The sequence below is a fragment of the Streptomyces sp. NPDC052301 genome (assembly GCF_044593395.1).
Taxonomy (GTDB): domain Bacteria; phylum Actinomycetota; class Actinomycetes; order Streptomycetales; family Streptomycetaceae; genus Streptomyces.
Genome location: NZ_JBIUBE010000014.1, coordinates 91,363 through 108,015, shown reverse-complemented (window position 1 = coordinate 108,015; position 16,653 = coordinate 91,363). Strand labels below are relative to the sequence as shown.

Genomic DNA, 16,653 nt, shown 5'->3' with positions numbered 1-16,653 from the left:
GTCTCCTTTCTGTGCGTTCGGTTCTGTGCGTTCGGCTGTGCGTTCAGTTCCAGTCGACGGAGCGCAGGACGACGGCGGAGTTGAAGCCGCCGTGGCCCCGGGCCAGGACGAGCGCCGTGGTCACGGGGGTGTGCCGGGGTGCGGTGACCAGATCGAGGTCGTAGTCGGGGGAGAGGGTGACGTTCGCCGTCGGGGGGATCACCCCGTCGCGCATGGCCAGCAGGGCGGTGGCGACGTCCAGCGGGCCGGCCCCCGAACCGAGCCTGCCCGTCATGGTCTTGGGCGCCGTGACGGGCACCGCCCGGGATCCGAAGACCTCGGTGACGGCCGCCGCCTCGATCCGGTCGCGCTCGGGGACACCGGCCGCGTCGGCGAAGACGACGTCGATCTCGCCCGGCGGCACTCCGGCGTCGTCCAGCGCGATCTCGATCGCCTTGCGCAGCGCCGGCTCACGCCCGCTGTCCGCGGCCGGGTCGAACGTCGAGCCGTACCCGGTGATCTCGCCGTACACCTGGCGCACGCCGCGCCGGCGCGCGGCCTCGGCGTCCTCCAGGATCAGCAGGGCCCCGCCCTCACCGGGCACATAGCCGGCCGCGTCGGCGTCGAAGGGCAGGTACGCCCGGTCGGGGCGCTCCTCGGTGCTCAGCTCCCCGGTGGTGAGCTGAGCCACCCACCCCCAGGGGCAGACGGCCGCGTCGACACCGCCGGACAGGATCAGATCGCTGCCCTTGCGGACCAGACGGCGCGCGTGCGCGAGGGCGTCGAGGCCGCCGGCCTGGTCGCTGACGACCACGCCGCTCGGGCCCTTCATGCCGTGCCGGATGGAGATCTGGCCGGTGTTGACCGCGTAGAACCAGGCGAAGGACTGGTAGGCGCTGACGTACTGGCTGCCCTTGCTCCACAGGTTCTGGAGCTGACCCTGGCCGAACTCGAAGCCGCCCGAGGTGCTGGCGGTCATCACGCCCATGCCGTACTCGTCCGCTTCCGCCGTGCTCACCCCGGCGTCGGCCAGGGCGTGCTCGGCGCCCACGAGCGCGAGCTGGGTCATGCGGTCGGTCTGCGGGATGAGCCGGCTGGGCAGGTGCTCCTCGACGGCGAACCCGTCGACCTGCCCGGCCAGCTTCGAGGGATAGCGCTCCGGGTCGAAGCGCTCGATGCGGCCGATGCCGCTCCTGGAGGCCCGGGTGGCGTCCCAGTAGTCGTCCACGCCGAAGCCGTTGGGGGACACGATGCCGATGCCGGTGACCACGACCTGGGCGCTCATGCCGCGGTCTTCCTGTCCGGCCGGGCGAGCACCATCGCGCTCTGGAAGCCGCCGAAACCGCTGCCGACCGTCAGCACGGTGTCGGTGCGCCAGTCCCGCGCGGTGAGCGGCACGTAGTCGAGGTCGCATTCGGGGTCGGGCCTGTGCAGGTTCGCTGTCGGGGGCACCACGTTGTTCTCCATGGCCAGGATTGAGGCGGCGATCTCTATCGAGCCGATCGCGCCGAGCGAGTGGCCGACCATCGACTTGATCGAGCTCACGGGGGTACGGCGGGCGTGGTCGCCGAGGCTGCGCTTGAAGGCGCTGGTCTCGTGCCGGTCGTTCTGCTTGGTGCCGGAGCCGTGCGCGTTGATGTAGTCCACGGCCTCCGGGCCGAGCCGCGCCTCGTCCAGCGCCGCACGGATGGCCTCCGCCATCTCCAGGCCGTCGGGACGCAGTCCGGTCATGTGGAAGGCGTTGCACCGGCTGGCGTATCCGGCGATCTCGGCGTAGATGTGGGCACCGCGCCGGCGGGCGGACTCGAGCTCCTCCAGGACGAACATCGCGGCGCCCTCGCCCAGCACGAAGCCGTTGCGGGTGAGGTCGAAGGGCCGGGAGGCGTGCTCGGGGTCGTCGTTGCGCGAGGTGGTCGCCTTGATCGCGTCGAAGCACGCCACGGAGATCGGTGAGATCGGCGCGTCCGTGGCACCGGTGATCATCACGTCGGCGGAGCCGTCGCGGATCAGCTCGGCCGCGTAGCCGACCGAGTCGATGCCGGAGGTACAGCCGGTGGAGACCACCGTCGAGGGCCCCTCGGCGCCGACCGCCCAGGCGACCTCGGCGGCGAAGGAACTGGGCACGAAGTAGTTGTAGAGGTGCGGTACGGCGTACTCGTGGTCGACGACGTCGAGCCGGCCGCCGTCGCTGACCACCCGGTACTCCTCGTCGAGTCCCGTGGTGGCGCCCACCGCGCTGCCGACCGCGACCCCGACCCGGTGCGGCGCGAAGCCGCTCAGGTCCAGCCCGCTGTCCGCCGTCGCCTCGCGCGTGCCCACGAGGGCGAACTGCGCGGCCCGGTCGGTGCGCCGGATCTGCTGCGGGCCGAGTCCGTGCTCCTCCGGATCGAAGTCGATCTCGGCCGCTACCCGGGAGCGGAACGGCGCCGGATCGAAGAAGGTGATCCCCCGGGTCGCCGTCCGGCCCTCGCTGAGCAGGCCCCAGAAGTTCTTGGTCCCGATGCCTCCCGGGGCCACCACCCCGACCCCGGTGACGGCCACCCGACGGGCGGTCACGCCGACTCCCAGGTGTAGAAGCGCTGCGCCATCGCGTCCGCGGGGGACCGCCAGGTCGCCGGGTCGTACGCCTCGATGAACGGCTTGAGGTCGTCACTGATCCGGACGAAGCGCGGATCGGCCTTCGCCTCCTCGATCAGCTCCCCGCCGTTGTCGTCGTCGAAGTCCTGAAGATGGAAGTACAGGCCCTTGTACATGAAGAGCTGGCGTCGCCGCGTCCCCATGCGGTGCGGCATCTCGGTCGCGTCGAAAGCGCCGAAGAGCCGGGCCACCTCCGCACTCGAACGAGCATCCATTCTGGCCACTATCAGATTGCTGTGCATTCGACCGCCTCCTCTGGGTGTGCTGCTGCGCCTATCGCAGGTTCTTGACGAGTGCCGCCCATTCGGTCAGCTCCTCTTCCGTCAACGGCGGGAGGCAGGGCTGGTCGGACGGTGGAAAACGGAATTCCCCCCACTCGTACCATTCGTGCGGTGGACCCATTCCGCTCCACGCCCGCCCCATCCACATCAGGCCATCGCTGAAGTTCTTCCACAGGGATCTCATGACGGAACTGAGCAGCGCGCCCATGTACTTCTCCATTCGCCGGGGAACCGCCCGTCGTCACCATGTAGGAATCCCCTCAAGAAGTGGTCGTACAAGGGTCAATGAAGCGTCGCATTCCGCTGGAGCAGGAAAGGACGGCGGAAGCGGGCAGCGGAAAAGGGCAGCGAAAAGGGCGGTTCCCGGTGAGGAACCGCCCTTTCGGCCGGCCGTACGGCCGGGGGTCTCAGGTGTGTCTCACACCCGCGCCGCGCGCAGATCGCTCAGCGCGGTCAGCCGCCGGCGGTCCAGCGGCGCCGGACGGCGGTCCAGCCGGGCCGCGAGCAGGTCCGCGGCCCGGTCGTGCTCGCCGCCCGCGATCAGGGCGTGCAGCAGGGTCTCCTCGACGACCCCGAGCTGCGCCCTGCTGCCGCCCACCCGGCCCAGCTCGGGCAGCAGCGGCCACAGCCGCAGCGCCGCCTCCCGCCAGCTCTCCCGGAGCACCGCGGCCAGGGCCTCGCAGAGCGGCGCGATCACCAGCGCGAAGGCCTCCTGGTGGTGCGTCACGGCATGGGCGCGCAACCGCCCCAGACCGTCGAGGTCGCCGGCCGCGGCGAGGGCGAGCGCGCTGTGCAGGGCGGCGAAGGACGTCGCAGGGGCGTCCAGCCAGTGCGCGGGGGCCGCCTCCAGCAGGCCGGTGAGCGGCAGTTCGCCGCTCCAGCTGCCCGTCATCCGGGCCCGCCACAGCATCGAGACCGAATCGACCAGCACCCGGCCCCCGCTCACGCCGGAGCCGGCCAGTTCCCGGTGGAAGCGGCGGCGCACGGCACGCCGGTCGTCGAGCATCAGCTCGTGCAGCGCGGCGTGCCAGGAGAAGTGGGCGCAGTGGCTGGAGTCGGCCCCGTACCGGCGGATCCAGTCGTCCAGCCAGGCCAGTCCGGCGCGGTGCTCGCCGGTCTCGTAGAAGACATGGCTGCGGGCATGGACGGCGTGGCCGGCCGAGGGCCTCGCGGTGAGCGCCTGCGCGGCCAGCGCCTCGGCCTCCTGCCAGCGTTCCTGCTCCTGCCGGACGAAGGCGAGCTGCCCCAGGTACCACCAGTCGGCGCCATAGGTGCCGGACAGGCCCTCGATCAGGGCCCAGGCCTCCTCGGCGCCGGTGACGCCGTTGAACGAGATGGTGGGTACGGCCGCGCTCACCACCAGCGCTTCCCGCGGATGGTCGGCGATGTGCCGCAGCAGGGCCGTCCTGCCCGCCTCCTCGGTGCCGTTCAGCCGCGCGTCCAGCGCGGCGATCAGGCTGCGTTCGCGGTCGTTCGCCCGGCGCGCCGCGGCCCGTCGCGCGGCCTCGAGCGCGGCGGCCGGGTCCGGGACGGCCCCGCACTCGTGCCCGAGCAGCGCCAGCGCCGCATGGCCCGCGGCGAAGTCCGGGTCGGTGGTGACCGCCTCGGTCAGCAGCGCCTCGGCGCCGCGTTCGCCGGCCAGGATCCGGTCGAGGGCCTCGTTGTAGAACTCGGCCGCGTCGAGGGTCGTGCTCAGCGTCTGCCCGTAGCGGTCGGTGGCCCGGGGGCCGCTGCGGCGGCCGAGCACCGTCAGCACGCTGCCCGCGACCTCCGCCGCCTGGGCGCGGATCTCCGGAATCGCCGTGCTCTCCAGGAGGTTGCCGCGGCGCAGCACCCCGAGCGTCCACAGCCGGGAGACCGAGGTGACGACGGCGGGCACCAGCCGGCCGTCGCTCCAGGTGTCGAAGCCCAGGCCGGCGGGGCCGGTACGGGCGTGCCCGCGGTCCAGCAGGCAGCGCACCAGGGGGTCCGCCGTGCGGCGCAGGTCGGTCTGGGCCCCGGTGCAGTTGATCACCGCGCCGACCCGCAGCTCCCTGCCGTCGCTCAGCCGTACGGTCACCGCGTCCGCGCCGGGCACGGCCCGCACCGTCTCCGCGCACGCCACCCGCAGCCGGCCCGAGTCCCGCAGTGCGCGGACCATGGCCGCCGTGCCGGGAGCCATCCGGTGCCGGTGCACCTCCCACAGCCGCAGGTCCTCCCGGAGGAAGCGGCTGCGGTCGGCCGTGGACAGCTGCTGCCACAGCGCCGCCGTCAGCGGGCGCAGCCCGTCCATGCCGGGACGCCAGTCGCCACAGGCACGGCGGCTCGCGGCGAGATAGTGCCGCACGTCCCGGCGCAGGGCGTCGAGGCCGCGCGAGCCGTCGAGACGCGGCGGCTCGGCGGCCGGGGCGGGCTCGGTCAGATGGTCGCGGGGCACGAGCCCGTTGCGGGACACCGCGTGCAGCACCCGGCCGGGACGGGCCAGGCTGACGGCCAGGTCCGCCATGGTCAGCCCGGTGCCGACCAGCAGGACGTCGGCGTCCTCGGGCACGTCGTCGAGCGCGCCGGGCTCCCAGGGGTCGGCGACGAAGCGGCGGGACTCCCGCAGCTCGGTGCCGGCCCAGTCCTGGCCCGGCGCGAAGTTGCCCAGCGCGAGCACGGCCGCGTCGACGCGCAGTTCGGTGCCGTCGGTGAGCCGCAGCGCGACCCCGGCGCCCTGGGCGCGGGCGCCGACGACCCGGTCCCGCACCCGGTGCAGCCGGGCCCGGCGGCTGCCCGCCGCGGTGGTGTCGAGCACCTCGGTCAGATAGCGCCCGTACTCCTGCCGGGGCAGGTAGTCACCGGGCCCGGCGCCGGGGTGCCGGGCGGCGAACCAGCGCAGGAAGTGCTCGGGGTCGTCGGGGAAGGCGCTCATCCGGCCGGCGGCCACGTTGAGCAGATGCCGGGGGTCGGACGTGCCGTAGGCGACGCCCGGGCCGGGCTGTCCGGCCGGGTCGATCAGCCAGATCTCGGCCGCCCGGCCGAGGCGTTCGCTCTGCCGCAGCAGCTGCACCGCCGTCAGGGTCCCGGCCGCGCCGGCGCCGACGACCGCGATCCGGTGCGAGGACGAATTCCAGCTCACGTGGGGACCTCCTGGTTCCTTCGGCCTGTTCGTTCGGCGTCGTCCGGCCGCCGGTCGGCGGCTTCGCGCGGGGCGGCCGCGGCGGTCGCGAACGCCTCGCCCGCCATGCCGGCGGCGAGGGTGGTGCCGTCGGCCGGGTCGATCAGCAGGAACGAGCCGGTACGGCGGTTGTCGGCGTAGGCGTCGAGGGCCAGCGGCTCGACGGTGCGCAGCACCACGCGGCCCAGGTCGTTGACGTCCAGCCGTCCGGTGCCGGAGCGCTGTTCGAGGGTGTCGGTGTCGATCCGGTAGGTGATCTCCTCGACCCGCGCGCGCACGGTACGGGTGGTGTGCTTCAGGAGTACCTTGGCGCCGCTGAGCAGCGGACGTTCGCTCAGATGACAGACGGTGGCCGCGAAGTCCGTCACGGGGTCCGGGGCGGGACCGGAGGCGAGCAGGTCGCCGCGGGAGACGTCGAGCTGGTCGGCGAGCCGGACGGTGACCGACTGGGGTGCCCAGGCGATGTCCGTCCGTCTGCCGAGCGCGTCGATGGCCGTGACGGTGCTGGTACGGCCGGAGGGCAGGACGGTGACGGCGTCCCCGACCCGCAGCACACCGGACGCCAACTGCCCGGCGTATCCCCGGTAGTCGCGGTACTCCTCGCTCTGCGGGCGGATCACGTACTGCACCGGGAAGCGGGCGGGCCGGCGGCCCGGGTCGCTGCCGACCGGCACGGTCTCCAGGTGCTCCAGCAGGGTCGGGCCGCCGTACCAGTCCATGTGCGCGGAGGGCTCGACCACGTTGTCCCCGGCCAGCGCGGACATCGGGATCGCCATGACGTCCGTGACCCCGAGGGAGGCAGCGTAGGCGGTGAACTCCTCGGCGATCGCGGCGAACGCCTTCTCCTCGTACCCGACCAGGTCCATCTTGTTGACGGCGAGGACGGCGTGCGGGACCCGCAGCAGGGCGGCGATGGCCGCGTGCCGCCGGGTCTGCTCGACGACACCGTTGCGGGCGTCGACGAGGATCACCGTCAGCTCGGCCGTGGAGGCGCCGGTGACCATGTTGCGGGTGTACTGCACATGGCCGGGGGTGTCGGCGAGGATGAACCGGCGGCGCGGGGTCGCGAAGTAGCGGTACGCCACGTCGATGGTGATGCCCTGTTCGCGCTCGGCCCGCAGGCCGTCGGTGAGCAGGGCGAGGTCCGGCGCGTCCTGGCCGCGGCTCGCGGAGGCCCGCTCGACGGCCTCCAGCTGGTCGGCCAGGACCGACTTGGAGTCGTGCAGCAGGCGCCCGACGAGGGTGGACTTGCCGTCGTCGACGGAGCCCGCGGTGGCGAAGCGCAGCAGCGAGGCGGCGATCTCGATGGTCATGATCAGAAGTACCCCTCGCGCTTGCGGTCTTCCATCGCGGCCTCGGAGAGCTTGTCGTCGGCCCGGGTGGCGCCGCGCTCGGTGAGGCGGCTGGCTGCTATCTCGGCGATGATCTCCGCGTTGCCGGCGGCGGTGGACTCGACGGCGCCGGTACAGGACATGTCGCCGACGGTGCGGTAGCGGACCAGCCGGCGCTCGGGCGTCTCGTGCTCCTTGGGGCCGCCCCACGCCCCGGCGGTCAGCCACATCCCGCCGCGCCGGAACACCTCGCGCTCGTGGGCGTAGTAGATCTCCGGCAGCTCGATGCCCTCGCGCTCGACGTACTGCCACACGTCCAGCTCGGTCCAGTCGGAGAGCGGGAAGACCCGCACGTGCTGGCCCGGCGCGTGCCTGCCGTTGTAGAGCGACCACAGCTCGGGGCGCTGCCGGCGCGGGTCCCAGGCGCCGAACTCGTCGCGCAGCGAGAAGACCCGCTCCTTGGCGCGGGCCTTCTCCTCGTCGCGGCGCCCGCCGCCGAAGACCGCGTCGAAGCCGTGCGACTCGATGGCGTCGAGCAGCGGCACGGTCTGCAGCGGGTTGCGGGTGCCGTCCGGACGCTCGCGCAGCCGGCCGTCGTCGAGGTAGTCCTGCACGGAGGCGACGTGCAGGCGCAGCCGGTGACGGCCGACGACGCGGTCGCGGTAGGCGATGACCTCGGGGAAGTTGTGCCCGGTGTCGACGTGCAGCAGCGCGAAGGGGACCGGCGCCGGGTGGAAGGCCTTGAGCGCCAGGTGCAGCATCACGATCGAGTCCTTGCCGCCGGAGAACAGGATCACCGGCCGCTCGAACTCGCCCGCCACCTCGCGGAGGATGTGCACCGACTCGGCCTCGAGCGCGTCCAGGTGGCTCAGCGCGTACGGGTCGTCGTCGGTGGCGACGGGGCTGCGGGTCGCGGTCGTCATGCGAGGTCCCTCTCGGTCAGAAAGGCGTGCAGCTCGGCGGCGGAGTCGGCCGGCGAGCTGCCCTGCGTCTGGATGCGGAGATCCGGGTTCTCCGGTGCCTCGTACGGGTCGTCCACGCCGGTGAGCCCGGAGATCTCGCCGGTGGCCTGCCGGGCGTACAGGCCCTTGACGTCGCGCCGGGAGCAGACCTCGACCGGGGTGGCGACATGGACCTCCAGGAACGCGGTGCCGGCTGCGGCGTGCCTCGCGCGTACGGCGGCACGGGAGTCGGCGTAGGGGGCGATGACCGGGACCAGCACCGTGACGCCGTGGGAGGCCAGCCTCTCGGCGACGAATCCGATCCGGGTCACGTTGGTGTGCCGGTCCTCCCTGGTGAATCCCAGTCCCTCGGAGAGGAACGCGCGGATCTCGTCGCCGTCGAGCACCTCGACCCGCCGGCCCTCGCCGCGCAGGCGCTCGGCGAGGGCGAGGGCGAGGGTGGTCTTGCCCGCGCTGGGCAGCCCGGTCAGCCACACGGTGGCGCCGCGCTCCCCGGGGACGGCCGCGGAGGCCGGCGCTGCGGGGTCCCCGACGATGAGGGGGTGAGCTGTCGTCACGGTGAGGGTCTCCCGGAAGTGAAGTGACGGCCTGTCGGAGGTGACGTACGCGGGCTCGGACCCGGGTCGCGGCCGGGCCGGCGGGACCTCTCAGGTGGTGGCGAACTCGACCAGGGTGCGGCCGAGCACGTCCATGTCGATCCGGTGCCAGGAACCGGGCAGCTCCAGCGAACGGCCGTTCGGCAGCGCGTCGGCGGTCGCCTGTGCCGCCGCGCGCAGCCAGGCGCTGGTGTGGTCGCTGTTGAGGACCAGGGCCTCGGTCGGGTAGTCCGCCAGCCGGTCGGCGGGGACCTTGTAGTCGCCGCAGATCGCGGTGTCGTAGACGAGGGTGTGGGCGTTCGCCTCGTTGATCGCCCAGATCGGGCCCTTGCGCCAGTCGGCGACCGTGTCGGGGGTGAGGCCCAGCAGGGCGCCGAGGAAGTACTCGACGGCCTCGGTGCGCCGCTCCTCCGACAGCAGGACACGGAGCGTCTTCGCGACGTTCCACGGCGGCATCGGATAGTCGCCGACGCGGTAGAACGGCTCGTGCAGCGCCAGCTTGCTGATCGGGGCGCCGGCGAGCGCCGCCTCGACCGCCAGGTTCGCACCGGTGGACCCGGCGAAGACCACCGCCGAGCCGCCGGCCGCCTCGATCACCGCCTCGAGGTCCTCGATCTCCCGCTGGACGGCGTACTCGGGGGAGTCACCGCTCTCGCCGCGTCCCCGGCGGTCGTACACGAAGGTGGTCAGATGCGGCGACAGCTCGGGCACGAGCGCGTCGAAGATCGTGTGATCGCGGAACGAGCCGTTGAGAAGCACGATCGGCGGGCCTTCGCCCGCCTGCTCATAAGCGATCGTCGTGCCGTCCCGGGAAACGACCTTGCGCATCACGCTCTCCTCATGCCGACCGGAGGTGCTCTCACCTCGCCTTATGTCGGCATCGTCGAACGCGTCGGTGGACCGCCGGTCGAGGACCGGTCGCGGGGGGCCCGCGCAAAGCTCAGGAGAGCCAGCCGGCCTCGGTGGCGATGCGGACGGCGTCGATCCGGTTGCGGGCGTTGAGCTTGACCACGATCGTCGTGAGGTAGTTGCGCACCGTTCCGATCGACAGGTGCAGCTTCTCGGCGATCTCCCGTGGCTCGTCTCCCTGCGCGGCCATGCCGAGCACCTCGGTCTCGCGCTCGGACAGCGGGTTGTCGCCGATGTCCCAGGCGCTCATGGCCAGTTGGGGGTTGATCACCCGGCGGCCCGCGGCCACCTCCCGGACGGCCTGCGCGAGCTGCTCGGACGGGGAGTCCTTGAGCAGGAAGCCGGCGACGCGCGCGGACATCGCGCGGCGCAGATAGCTGGGACGGCCGACCCCGGTCATCATCAGGGCCCGGCACTCCGGGAGCTGCTGGTGCAGCAGCTCGGCCGCGGTGAGGCCGTCCATGTTCGGCAGATCGACGTCCATGATGGCCACGTCCGGCCGGCACTTCAGTGCGGTCGGGACGATCAGGTCACCCTTGTCCACGACGCCGACGACTTCCAGATCGGGCTCCAGCTCGAGCAGCGTGACCAGTGCCCCCCGCACCATGTGCATGTCCTCGGCCAGGAGAATTCTGATCCGCCGAATCTCCACTTGTCCCCCTCTGTACGCTGCTAAAGACTTGGTAAATGCCCCAATAATTGCACGTGAATTGTCAGAGCGCGGCGTCTGTGTCTTCACGCGTGTGCGGCGGGTCCTCGGCCACGGGCCAGGCGAATTCCGAATGTGGCCGAGAGTGTTCGGAACGGCCGAAAGTGTTCACCTGACCGCGGTACCCACGTGCCACGCGACGGACGTCGGCGAGCGCCTGGCGGGAGATGCCGAGCACGGTGGCCAGTTCGTCGCGCGCGGGCTCCAGTGCCTCGGGCAGCAGCCGGTGGATCAGGGCGCACTTCATCGTGACCGTGGAGAGGCTGGAGCCCAGCACCGCGTGCAACTCGCGCTCCACGATCAGGCGTTCGCGGGCCACGGCCAGCTGCGCGAGTGCCCCCCTGGCCTCGTGCAGTTCGGTGACCAGCCGGTACAGCGCGGTGATGCCGTAGACCACCAGGCCGGCCACCAGCGAGGAGTCGGCCAGGTAGACGATGTCGGCCAGCCGGGTGCCGAGGGCCGCCGCGAGCGGCACGACCACCAGGCCCGAGGCCGCGTACAGCACCCAGCGGAGCCTGCCCGACAGGGTGATCAGCAGCGATCCGCCGAGGAACCCGGCCATCGAGCCCCAGGGGCTGCCGAGCCACAGCAGGGGCGCGTAGCTCGCCGCGGCCTGCAGGCCCAGGGTGAGCGCCCGTACGCGCGCCGGCCAACTGCGCGAGCGGCGCAGCGAGTGGAAGACCTGGAGCGTCACGACGACGGCGAAGCAGGCGAGGAAGCCGAGCACGGTGACCCCGGAGCCCGGGCCGCCGGCGGCGTTGATCACGGTGATGAGCGTGTAGCCGACCAGAACGGCGACGAGCATGCCCCGCGCCATCCGGGGCGCCCACTGCCGGGCGGCCTGCGCGTCCTCCTCGGGTTCGGACTCGCCGGGACCGTCGTCGTCCCGGGCGGCGGCCGGGGCGCGGGCGACGACCTCGAACCAGCCGTCGTCGGCCGGACCGCTGCTCAGCTCGCCGCCGACGCCCTGCAGGCGGGTCGTCAGGTTCTTCAGGCCGCTGCCGCCGTCCGTGCCGGTGTCCGGGCTGCCCTCCCCGGCACCGTCGTTGCGGATGCGCAGGACCACCGTCTCGCCGGCCTCGCCGGCCCCGACGTCCCGGGTCGCGGTGACGGTACATCGCTGCGCCTTGCTGTGCCGCAGGACGTTGGTGACCGCCTCGCGCAGCACGATGGCCAGGACGGTGTCCACCTCGCGCGGCAGCGGACCGCAGTCCAGGCCGGCCTCGGCCGTGATCTGCGCGGCGGACAGGACGGAGAGCGCGGACTCGGTCTCGGCGGCCAGCGACATGTCGCGGTAGCCGGTGGCGACCATGCGCACGTCGGCCAGGGCGTCCCGGGCGATGCCGAGCACCGCGGCGACCTCGGCCCTGGCCTTGTCGGGCGCCCTCGGCAGCAGCCGGTGGCCGAGCTCGCTCTTCAGCATGATCGCCGACAGGCTGTAGCCGAACAGGTCGTGCAGATCGCCGGCGACCCGCAGCCGTTCCTGGACGACCGCCATCCCGGCCAGTGCGCGCCGGGTCTCGCGCAACTCGACGACCAGTCCGGCCAGGGAGCTGACGCCGAAGATGATGCCGCTGGAGAGCAGGGTGGCGCCGAGCCCGTAGACCGCGAGGCCCGGCCCCGCGACGGCGACGACCGCGGGCACGATGGCTGCGGTGACCAGCGCGTACAGCGGCCAGCGGAGCCGGCCCGGCACGGCGAGCAGGATCGATCCTGCGAGCAGCCCGGCCATCGCGCCCCACGGTGCTCCCAGCCAGGCGAGCGGCAGGTAGGTGACCAGTGCCTGGGCGGACAGGGTGAGCACGCGGCGGCGGACGGACCAGGTCCGCGGTCTTCGGGTGGAGTGCGCGAACTGCAGGCACAGTACGGCCGCGAGACAGGCCGTCAGAAGGACCAGTCGTCCGGAATCGGTGTGCTCGTCGAGGACGTTGAGGACCGTGACGACCGTGTTGCCGCCGAGTACGCCCAGGGTGACCAGGAGCGCCATGCGCGGTGCCTGCAGGCCTGACCCGTCGTCCTGGTCGTCGCCGTCGGACGAGTCGAGCATCGGCGCGTGCCTCCCGGTCCGACCTACGGTGGCTGGCAGCACAGGCAACCCCCCGGTTCTCCTGGAAACCGGGATGATCTTACCGACGAATTATCGGGTTGTCATGGCTGAGAATCTTTACTCTTTTCACTTTATTGACCGAGCCGGAAGCCACTGCGGATGATCTTACCCGGCTACAGGAACAGCGGAATCGGATTGAGATCTTCATAAGCGGTGGGAGAGGCGATCCTGCCCAGACGAACCGGCACGTCGAACAGCCGGCCCGGCGCGTAGCGCGCCCAGAAGTGCCTCAGCCCGGGGACGACGACCTTCACGACGGGCAGTCCGATGTCGGGCCGCGTCTGGTCGAGGACGAGCACCTCCAGACCGTGGCGCCGGGCCAGCGCGCACAGGTGGTCCAGGTCGTCCCGGAGATCGGCGCGCGGGACGTGGTCGTAGTCCGCCGGGGTGCGCGCGGGCTGTGCGGGGTCGGGCAGGAGGTACGGCTGGGAAGCGACCGTCTCCGTGCGCCACCAGTCGAGCAGATGGCCGGGCAGCCCCGGCGCGTAGCCGCCCGTCACGGCGGGCAGCAGCTGGCCCAGCTCGGTGACGGCACGGCTCAGCGCGACGGCCGGGTCCAGATGGGCGCCGAAGCCGAGCATGAGGTCCTCGGCCGGGCCGCCGAGGCGGCGCGAGACCGCGGCCATGACCGGGACGCCCAGGTCGGCGGTCAGGTCGAGCACCCACAGCGTGCGGTCCAGCTCGCGGAACCGGCCGGGCAGGGCGGAGATCCACGGGTCGCCGAACGCGTCCAGGTCGACCGCGGCCTGCCGGGTCCGGTTGTACCACCACAGCGCCACCGCGTCCCGCTCGACCAGTTCAAGGAAGCCCTGCAGAACGGCGTCCTCCAGGGTGCCGCCCGCGGCGTTGCCGTTGGAGTCGGCGACGACGGAGGCGATCCCGTCGCCGCGGAAGTACAGCAGGTCGGTCGGCAGGAGCCGGTGCGTCTCGCCGGTGAGCGACCACACGGGCGTCCATTCGATCTCGGCGTCCTCGTCGAACGGCTCGGGCACGTGCTGGAACGGAATGCCCGGCGCGTTCCACCGCTCGCGCTCGCGGTACTGGCGCTCGTCGTAGAGCATGCACGCGCCCGGATGGACGGCCCGGGGCGCGAGAGCCCGGTAACTGCCGCGGATCGTCGCCTCGTCACCCGAGCGCGTCCCGCTGTACCGCTCGACCGCCTCGCACAGCGCGCTGACCCGGGCGTCCAGGTCGGTGCGCCCCTTGCCCCCGCTCTGCATGCGCAGGCCGGCCCGGTGGGTGGCGAGGTCGCACTCCGTCAGCGCGAGGTTGGGACCTGCCTGGTAGCAGTGCAGGAACGACGGGCTGCGCGGATCGCGGACGACCCGCTCGACGATCCCGGTGACGGGATCGGCGAGGTGGCCGAAGCGTTCCCACATCTGCTCCGCGGACAGCGCCCGGTGCCCGTTCCCCCCGGCGACGTGCTTCGGCCGGGAGACCGGCCGGACCGGCAGCAGGGCGCGGTCGGCGACCAGCTCCGGGTCGCCGCAGTCCGGGCACTGGGGCCGCAGGGCGACCGGGTGGTGGGCGGTGGCGAGGGTCAGGGTGTCCATCGTCCAGACCGCGTTCTGGGCGTCGTCGCGCAGACCGGCCAGCCACTTGGCGGCCTGGAGCGCGGCGGTCTGCAGGCCCAGCTCGCGGGTCGCCGCCAGCGAGGCCTCCGGCGCCCGCACCGGGCCGGCCAGCCCGAGCGCCCGCCGCACCTGGTTCTCGCCGCGCCGGTGGCAGCGCAGCCGCGCGGCCAGGCAGGACCAGCAGGGCCCGGTTCCCGGCCGGAAGACCGGGCCGATCCACAGCTGTGCCCCGTACGGCTTGGCCGCCAGCCACGGCCGGCCGTCCGCGAGCCGGGCGGTGTTGAACTCGGCCAGCGCCGGATCGAGGTAGTCGTCGCAGACGACCAGGGTGAAGGTCGCCGCGGGGCCGCAGGACAGGCCCGCCGCGCGGCAGGCGCGCTCGGCCGCGGCGGCGTCGGCCCGGCCGAGTGCGACCACGCTCACCGCGGCCTCCACCGGGCCGCCCACCCCCGCCAGGTCCCAGTAGGCCGCGGCCGCGCGGTCCTCGGGGCCCGTGTGGAAGCCGACGAGACCGGCGGCGGCGAGCCGGCCGAGCATGCCGTCCAGCTCCGCCGTGGGGAGCTGGACGGCGGCGCGCAGACCATCGAGCGTCAGTGAACCGTCCAGCAGCGGGGCCACCTTCTGGATGGCCTTCCCGGACAGGGCCGTCGTCCCCCGGGGCGAGACCAGGTACACCGCCTCGCCCGGGACGATCTCGGCCCGCAGGTGCCGCCGGAATCCGATCGGCCGTTCCTCAACGCGCATCGGGGGCCGCCGGGTTACTGCGCCGCGCCGACCACGATGAAACACCAGCCGGCGGGAAGCTCCTCCACGCCGGTCGCGGCGTCGTCGAGGTTCTCGATGATCAGGTCGTCCGAGCCCAGAGCGATCTGCATGATTGTCCCCCTCCGAGTGAGGCAGCGGGTGGTCGCTGCGGTGCCGGAAGTTTCCAACTCCCCTGCTGCGCACCGCCATGCGCTGATTCATGTGTCGGGCGTGAATTCTTCACATCGGATAGATGTGCCACTCAGTGGGCAACTCCCGGCGCTCTGCGCATGCTGGTCATCGAGATCGATAGCCGCGATGCCTGGAGGAATGGAAATGTCCGAAGGCCCCACAACCTACGACTCCGTCGATGCTGGGCAGCAGCCCGGACTGCTGAGCATCGGGCTGCTCGGCTCGCTGAACCTGCACCTCGACCGCACGCCCGTGACCGCCAGCGCGCCCAAGCAGCGCCAGGTCCTGGCCCTGCTCGCGCTGAACGTGGGCAAGGTCGTCACGGTGTCGACCCTCATCGAGGAGCTGTGGGGCGACCGGCCGCCGCGCAGCCACGCCACCACACTCCAGACGTACGTCCTGCAGCTGCGCAAGGCGCTCGCGGCGGCCGACGCCGACCGCCCGGGCGCCCGGCAGATCCTCAGCACCCGGCACAGCGGCTACCTCCTCGAGGGCGACGCCTGCGACACGGACGTCGAGACGTTCGAGCGCCGGGTGCGCGCCGGCTGCACCGCCTCCGAGCGGGCCGACCACCGCCGCGCCTCCGAGGAGCTGCGCCAGGCGTTGCAGCTGTGGCGCGGCCCCGCGCTGGTCGACGTCAGGAAGGGCAGCATCCTGGAGATCGAGGCGGTCTCCCTGGAGGAGAGCCGGCTCGGCGCGCTGGAACGGCGCATAGAGTCCGACCTGGCCCTGGGGCGCCACGCCGACCTGCTGGGCGAGCTGACCCGGGTGGTGGCCAGGAACCCGATGAACGAGAACCTCTGCGCCTACCTGATGATCGCCCTGTACCGGGCGGGCCGGGTCGGCCGCTCGCTGGAGGCGTTCCACCGGCTCCGGGCCGTGCTCAACCACGAACTGGGCGTCGAGCCCTGCCCGCGGCTGCAGAGCCTGCAGACGGCGATCCTGTCGGGCGACCCGGCACTGGACGTCTGGTCCGTGTCGTGGTCCCCCGAGGAGTTCGCGGCGGGCCGGCTCGCCCGGGTCTCCTGAACCGGCGTTGAAGGCCCGGGAAGAAGCCGACAAAGCCGGAGCAAAAGGGCCGCAAAGTGAAGCGGTATCGGGTGAACCCACGGCTCTGAGGCAACATCTTGGTGAACGGCGGGCACCGCGCGGTCAGGGTGCGGTGCCGCCGTCGGCCGGATGGGGTGAGGGACGTGGTGGAGCCGAGGATCGCCGTCGCCGTGGTGACCATGGGCAACCGGCCCGCCGAGGTCGACGCCCTGCTGGAGTCCGTGGCCAAGCAGGACCTCGCCCCGGCCCGCATCGTGATCGTCGGAAACGGCTGCCGGCTGCCCGAGTTCGCCCGCCGGCTCTCCCTGCCCGGCGAGGTGACCACCATCGACGTCGAGGAGAACCTCGGCTGCCCCGGCGGCCGCAACGTCGCCCTCGCCCGGCTGCGTGAGTACGGCGACACCGACATCGTCGTGGAACTGGACGACGACGGCCTTCTCGTC

Annotated in this window: 14 protein-coding genes; 2 read left to right on the top strand and 12 right to left on the bottom strand. The window is 72.5% G+C overall.

Going from position 1 to position 16,653, the window contains the following annotated elements:
* Window positions 1-43 precede the first annotated feature (43 nt).
* The 12 genes from ACIHEJ_RS31915 to ACIHEJ_RS31860 form a co-directional block, all read right to left on the bottom strand.
* A complete protein-coding gene (locus ACIHEJ_RS31915) occupies window positions 44-1,264 on the bottom strand; it encodes a ketosynthase chain-length factor (protein ID WP_400140641.1) in 1,221 nt (406 codons plus the stop codon).
* Entirely contained in the window at window positions 1,261-2,535 is a 1,275-nt protein-coding gene (locus ACIHEJ_RS31910) for a beta-ketoacyl-[acyl-carrier-protein] synthase family protein (RefSeq protein WP_400140639.1), read from the bottom strand. The genes ACIHEJ_RS31915 and ACIHEJ_RS31910 overlap by 4 nt, the downstream gene beginning before the upstream one ends.
* Complete coding sequence (locus tag ACIHEJ_RS31905; protein ID WP_400140637.1) at window positions 2,532-2,858, bottom strand: TcmI family type II polyketide cyclase; 327 nt, start codon at window positions 2,856-2,858, stop codon at window positions 2,532-2,534. The genes ACIHEJ_RS31910 and ACIHEJ_RS31905 overlap by 4 nt, the downstream gene beginning before the upstream one ends.
* A 31-nt stretch (window positions 2,859-2,889) precedes the next feature.
* Complete coding sequence (locus ACIHEJ_RS31900; RefSeq protein ID WP_400140635.1) at window positions 2,890-3,105, bottom strand: hypothetical protein; 216 nt, start codon at window positions 3,103-3,105, stop codon at window positions 2,890-2,892.
* Between the two features lie 210 nt (window positions 3,106-3,315).
* Window positions 3,316-5,997 (bottom strand): FAD/NAD(P)-binding protein, encoded by a 2,682-nt coding sequence (locus ACIHEJ_RS31895; RefSeq protein ID WP_400140633.1) that lies wholly within the window; start codon window positions 5,995-5,997, stop codon window positions 3,316-3,318.
* Window positions 5,994-7,349: a sulfate adenylyltransferase subunit 1 gene (locus ACIHEJ_RS31890; protein ID WP_400140631.1), complete on the bottom strand. Its 1,356-nt coding sequence runs from the start codon at window positions 7,347-7,349 to the stop codon at window positions 5,994-5,996. The genes ACIHEJ_RS31895 and ACIHEJ_RS31890 overlap by 4 nt, the downstream gene beginning before the upstream one ends.
* A 2-nt stretch (window positions 7,350-7,351) precedes the next feature.
* Window positions 7,352-8,290: a sulfate adenylyltransferase subunit CysD gene (gene cysD, locus ACIHEJ_RS31885; protein ID WP_400140629.1), complete on the bottom strand. Its 939-nt coding sequence runs from the start codon at window positions 8,288-8,290 to the stop codon at window positions 7,352-7,354.
* The gene (gene cysC / locus ACIHEJ_RS31880) at window positions 8,287-8,865 is read right to left on the bottom strand and encodes an adenylyl-sulfate kinase (RefSeq protein ID WP_400140843.1); all 579 of its coding nucleotides are present in this window, start codon (window positions 8,863-8,865) and stop codon (window positions 8,287-8,289) included. Before cysC ends, cysD begins: the two co-directional genes overlap by 4 nt.
* Before the next feature lie 111 nt (window positions 8,866-8,976).
* Window positions 8,977-9,753: an alpha/beta fold hydrolase gene (locus ACIHEJ_RS31875; protein WP_400140627.1), complete on the bottom strand. Its 777-nt coding sequence runs from the start codon at window positions 9,751-9,753 to the stop codon at window positions 8,977-8,979.
* A 112-nt stretch (window positions 9,754-9,865) separates the two neighbouring features.
* Window positions 9,866-10,480 (bottom strand): DNA-binding response regulator, encoded by a 615-nt coding sequence (locus ACIHEJ_RS31870; protein ID WP_400140841.1) that lies wholly within the window; start codon window positions 10,478-10,480, stop codon window positions 9,866-9,868.
* 67 nt (window positions 10,481-10,547) lie between these two features.
* A complete protein-coding gene (locus tag ACIHEJ_RS31865; RefSeq protein WP_400140625.1) occupies window positions 10,548-12,590 on the bottom strand; it encodes a histidine kinase in 2,043 nt (680 codons plus the stop codon).
* Window positions 12,591-12,763: 173 nt separating this feature from the next.
* Window positions 12,764-14,968, bottom strand: a complete 2,205-nt coding sequence (locus tag ACIHEJ_RS31860) for a TOMM precursor leader peptide-binding protein (RefSeq protein ID WP_400140623.1) — start codon at window positions 14,966-14,968, stop codon at window positions 12,764-12,766.
* A 336-nt stretch (window positions 14,969-15,304) separates the two neighbouring features.
* Between ACIHEJ_RS31860 and ACIHEJ_RS31855 the strand changes: the two genes are divergently transcribed.
* Together ACIHEJ_RS31855 and ACIHEJ_RS31850 are read left to right on the top strand one after the other, a co-directional pair.
* On the top strand, window positions 15,305-16,189 hold the full coding sequence (locus ACIHEJ_RS31855; protein WP_400140621.1) for a BTAD domain-containing putative transcriptional regulator: 885 nt from the start codon (window positions 15,305-15,307) through the stop codon (window positions 16,187-16,189).
* 164 nt (window positions 16,190-16,353) lie between these two features.
* The coding region (locus ACIHEJ_RS31850; protein WP_400140619.1) for a glycosyltransferase family 2 protein at window positions 16,354-16,653 on the top strand (300 nt) is incomplete at its 3' end.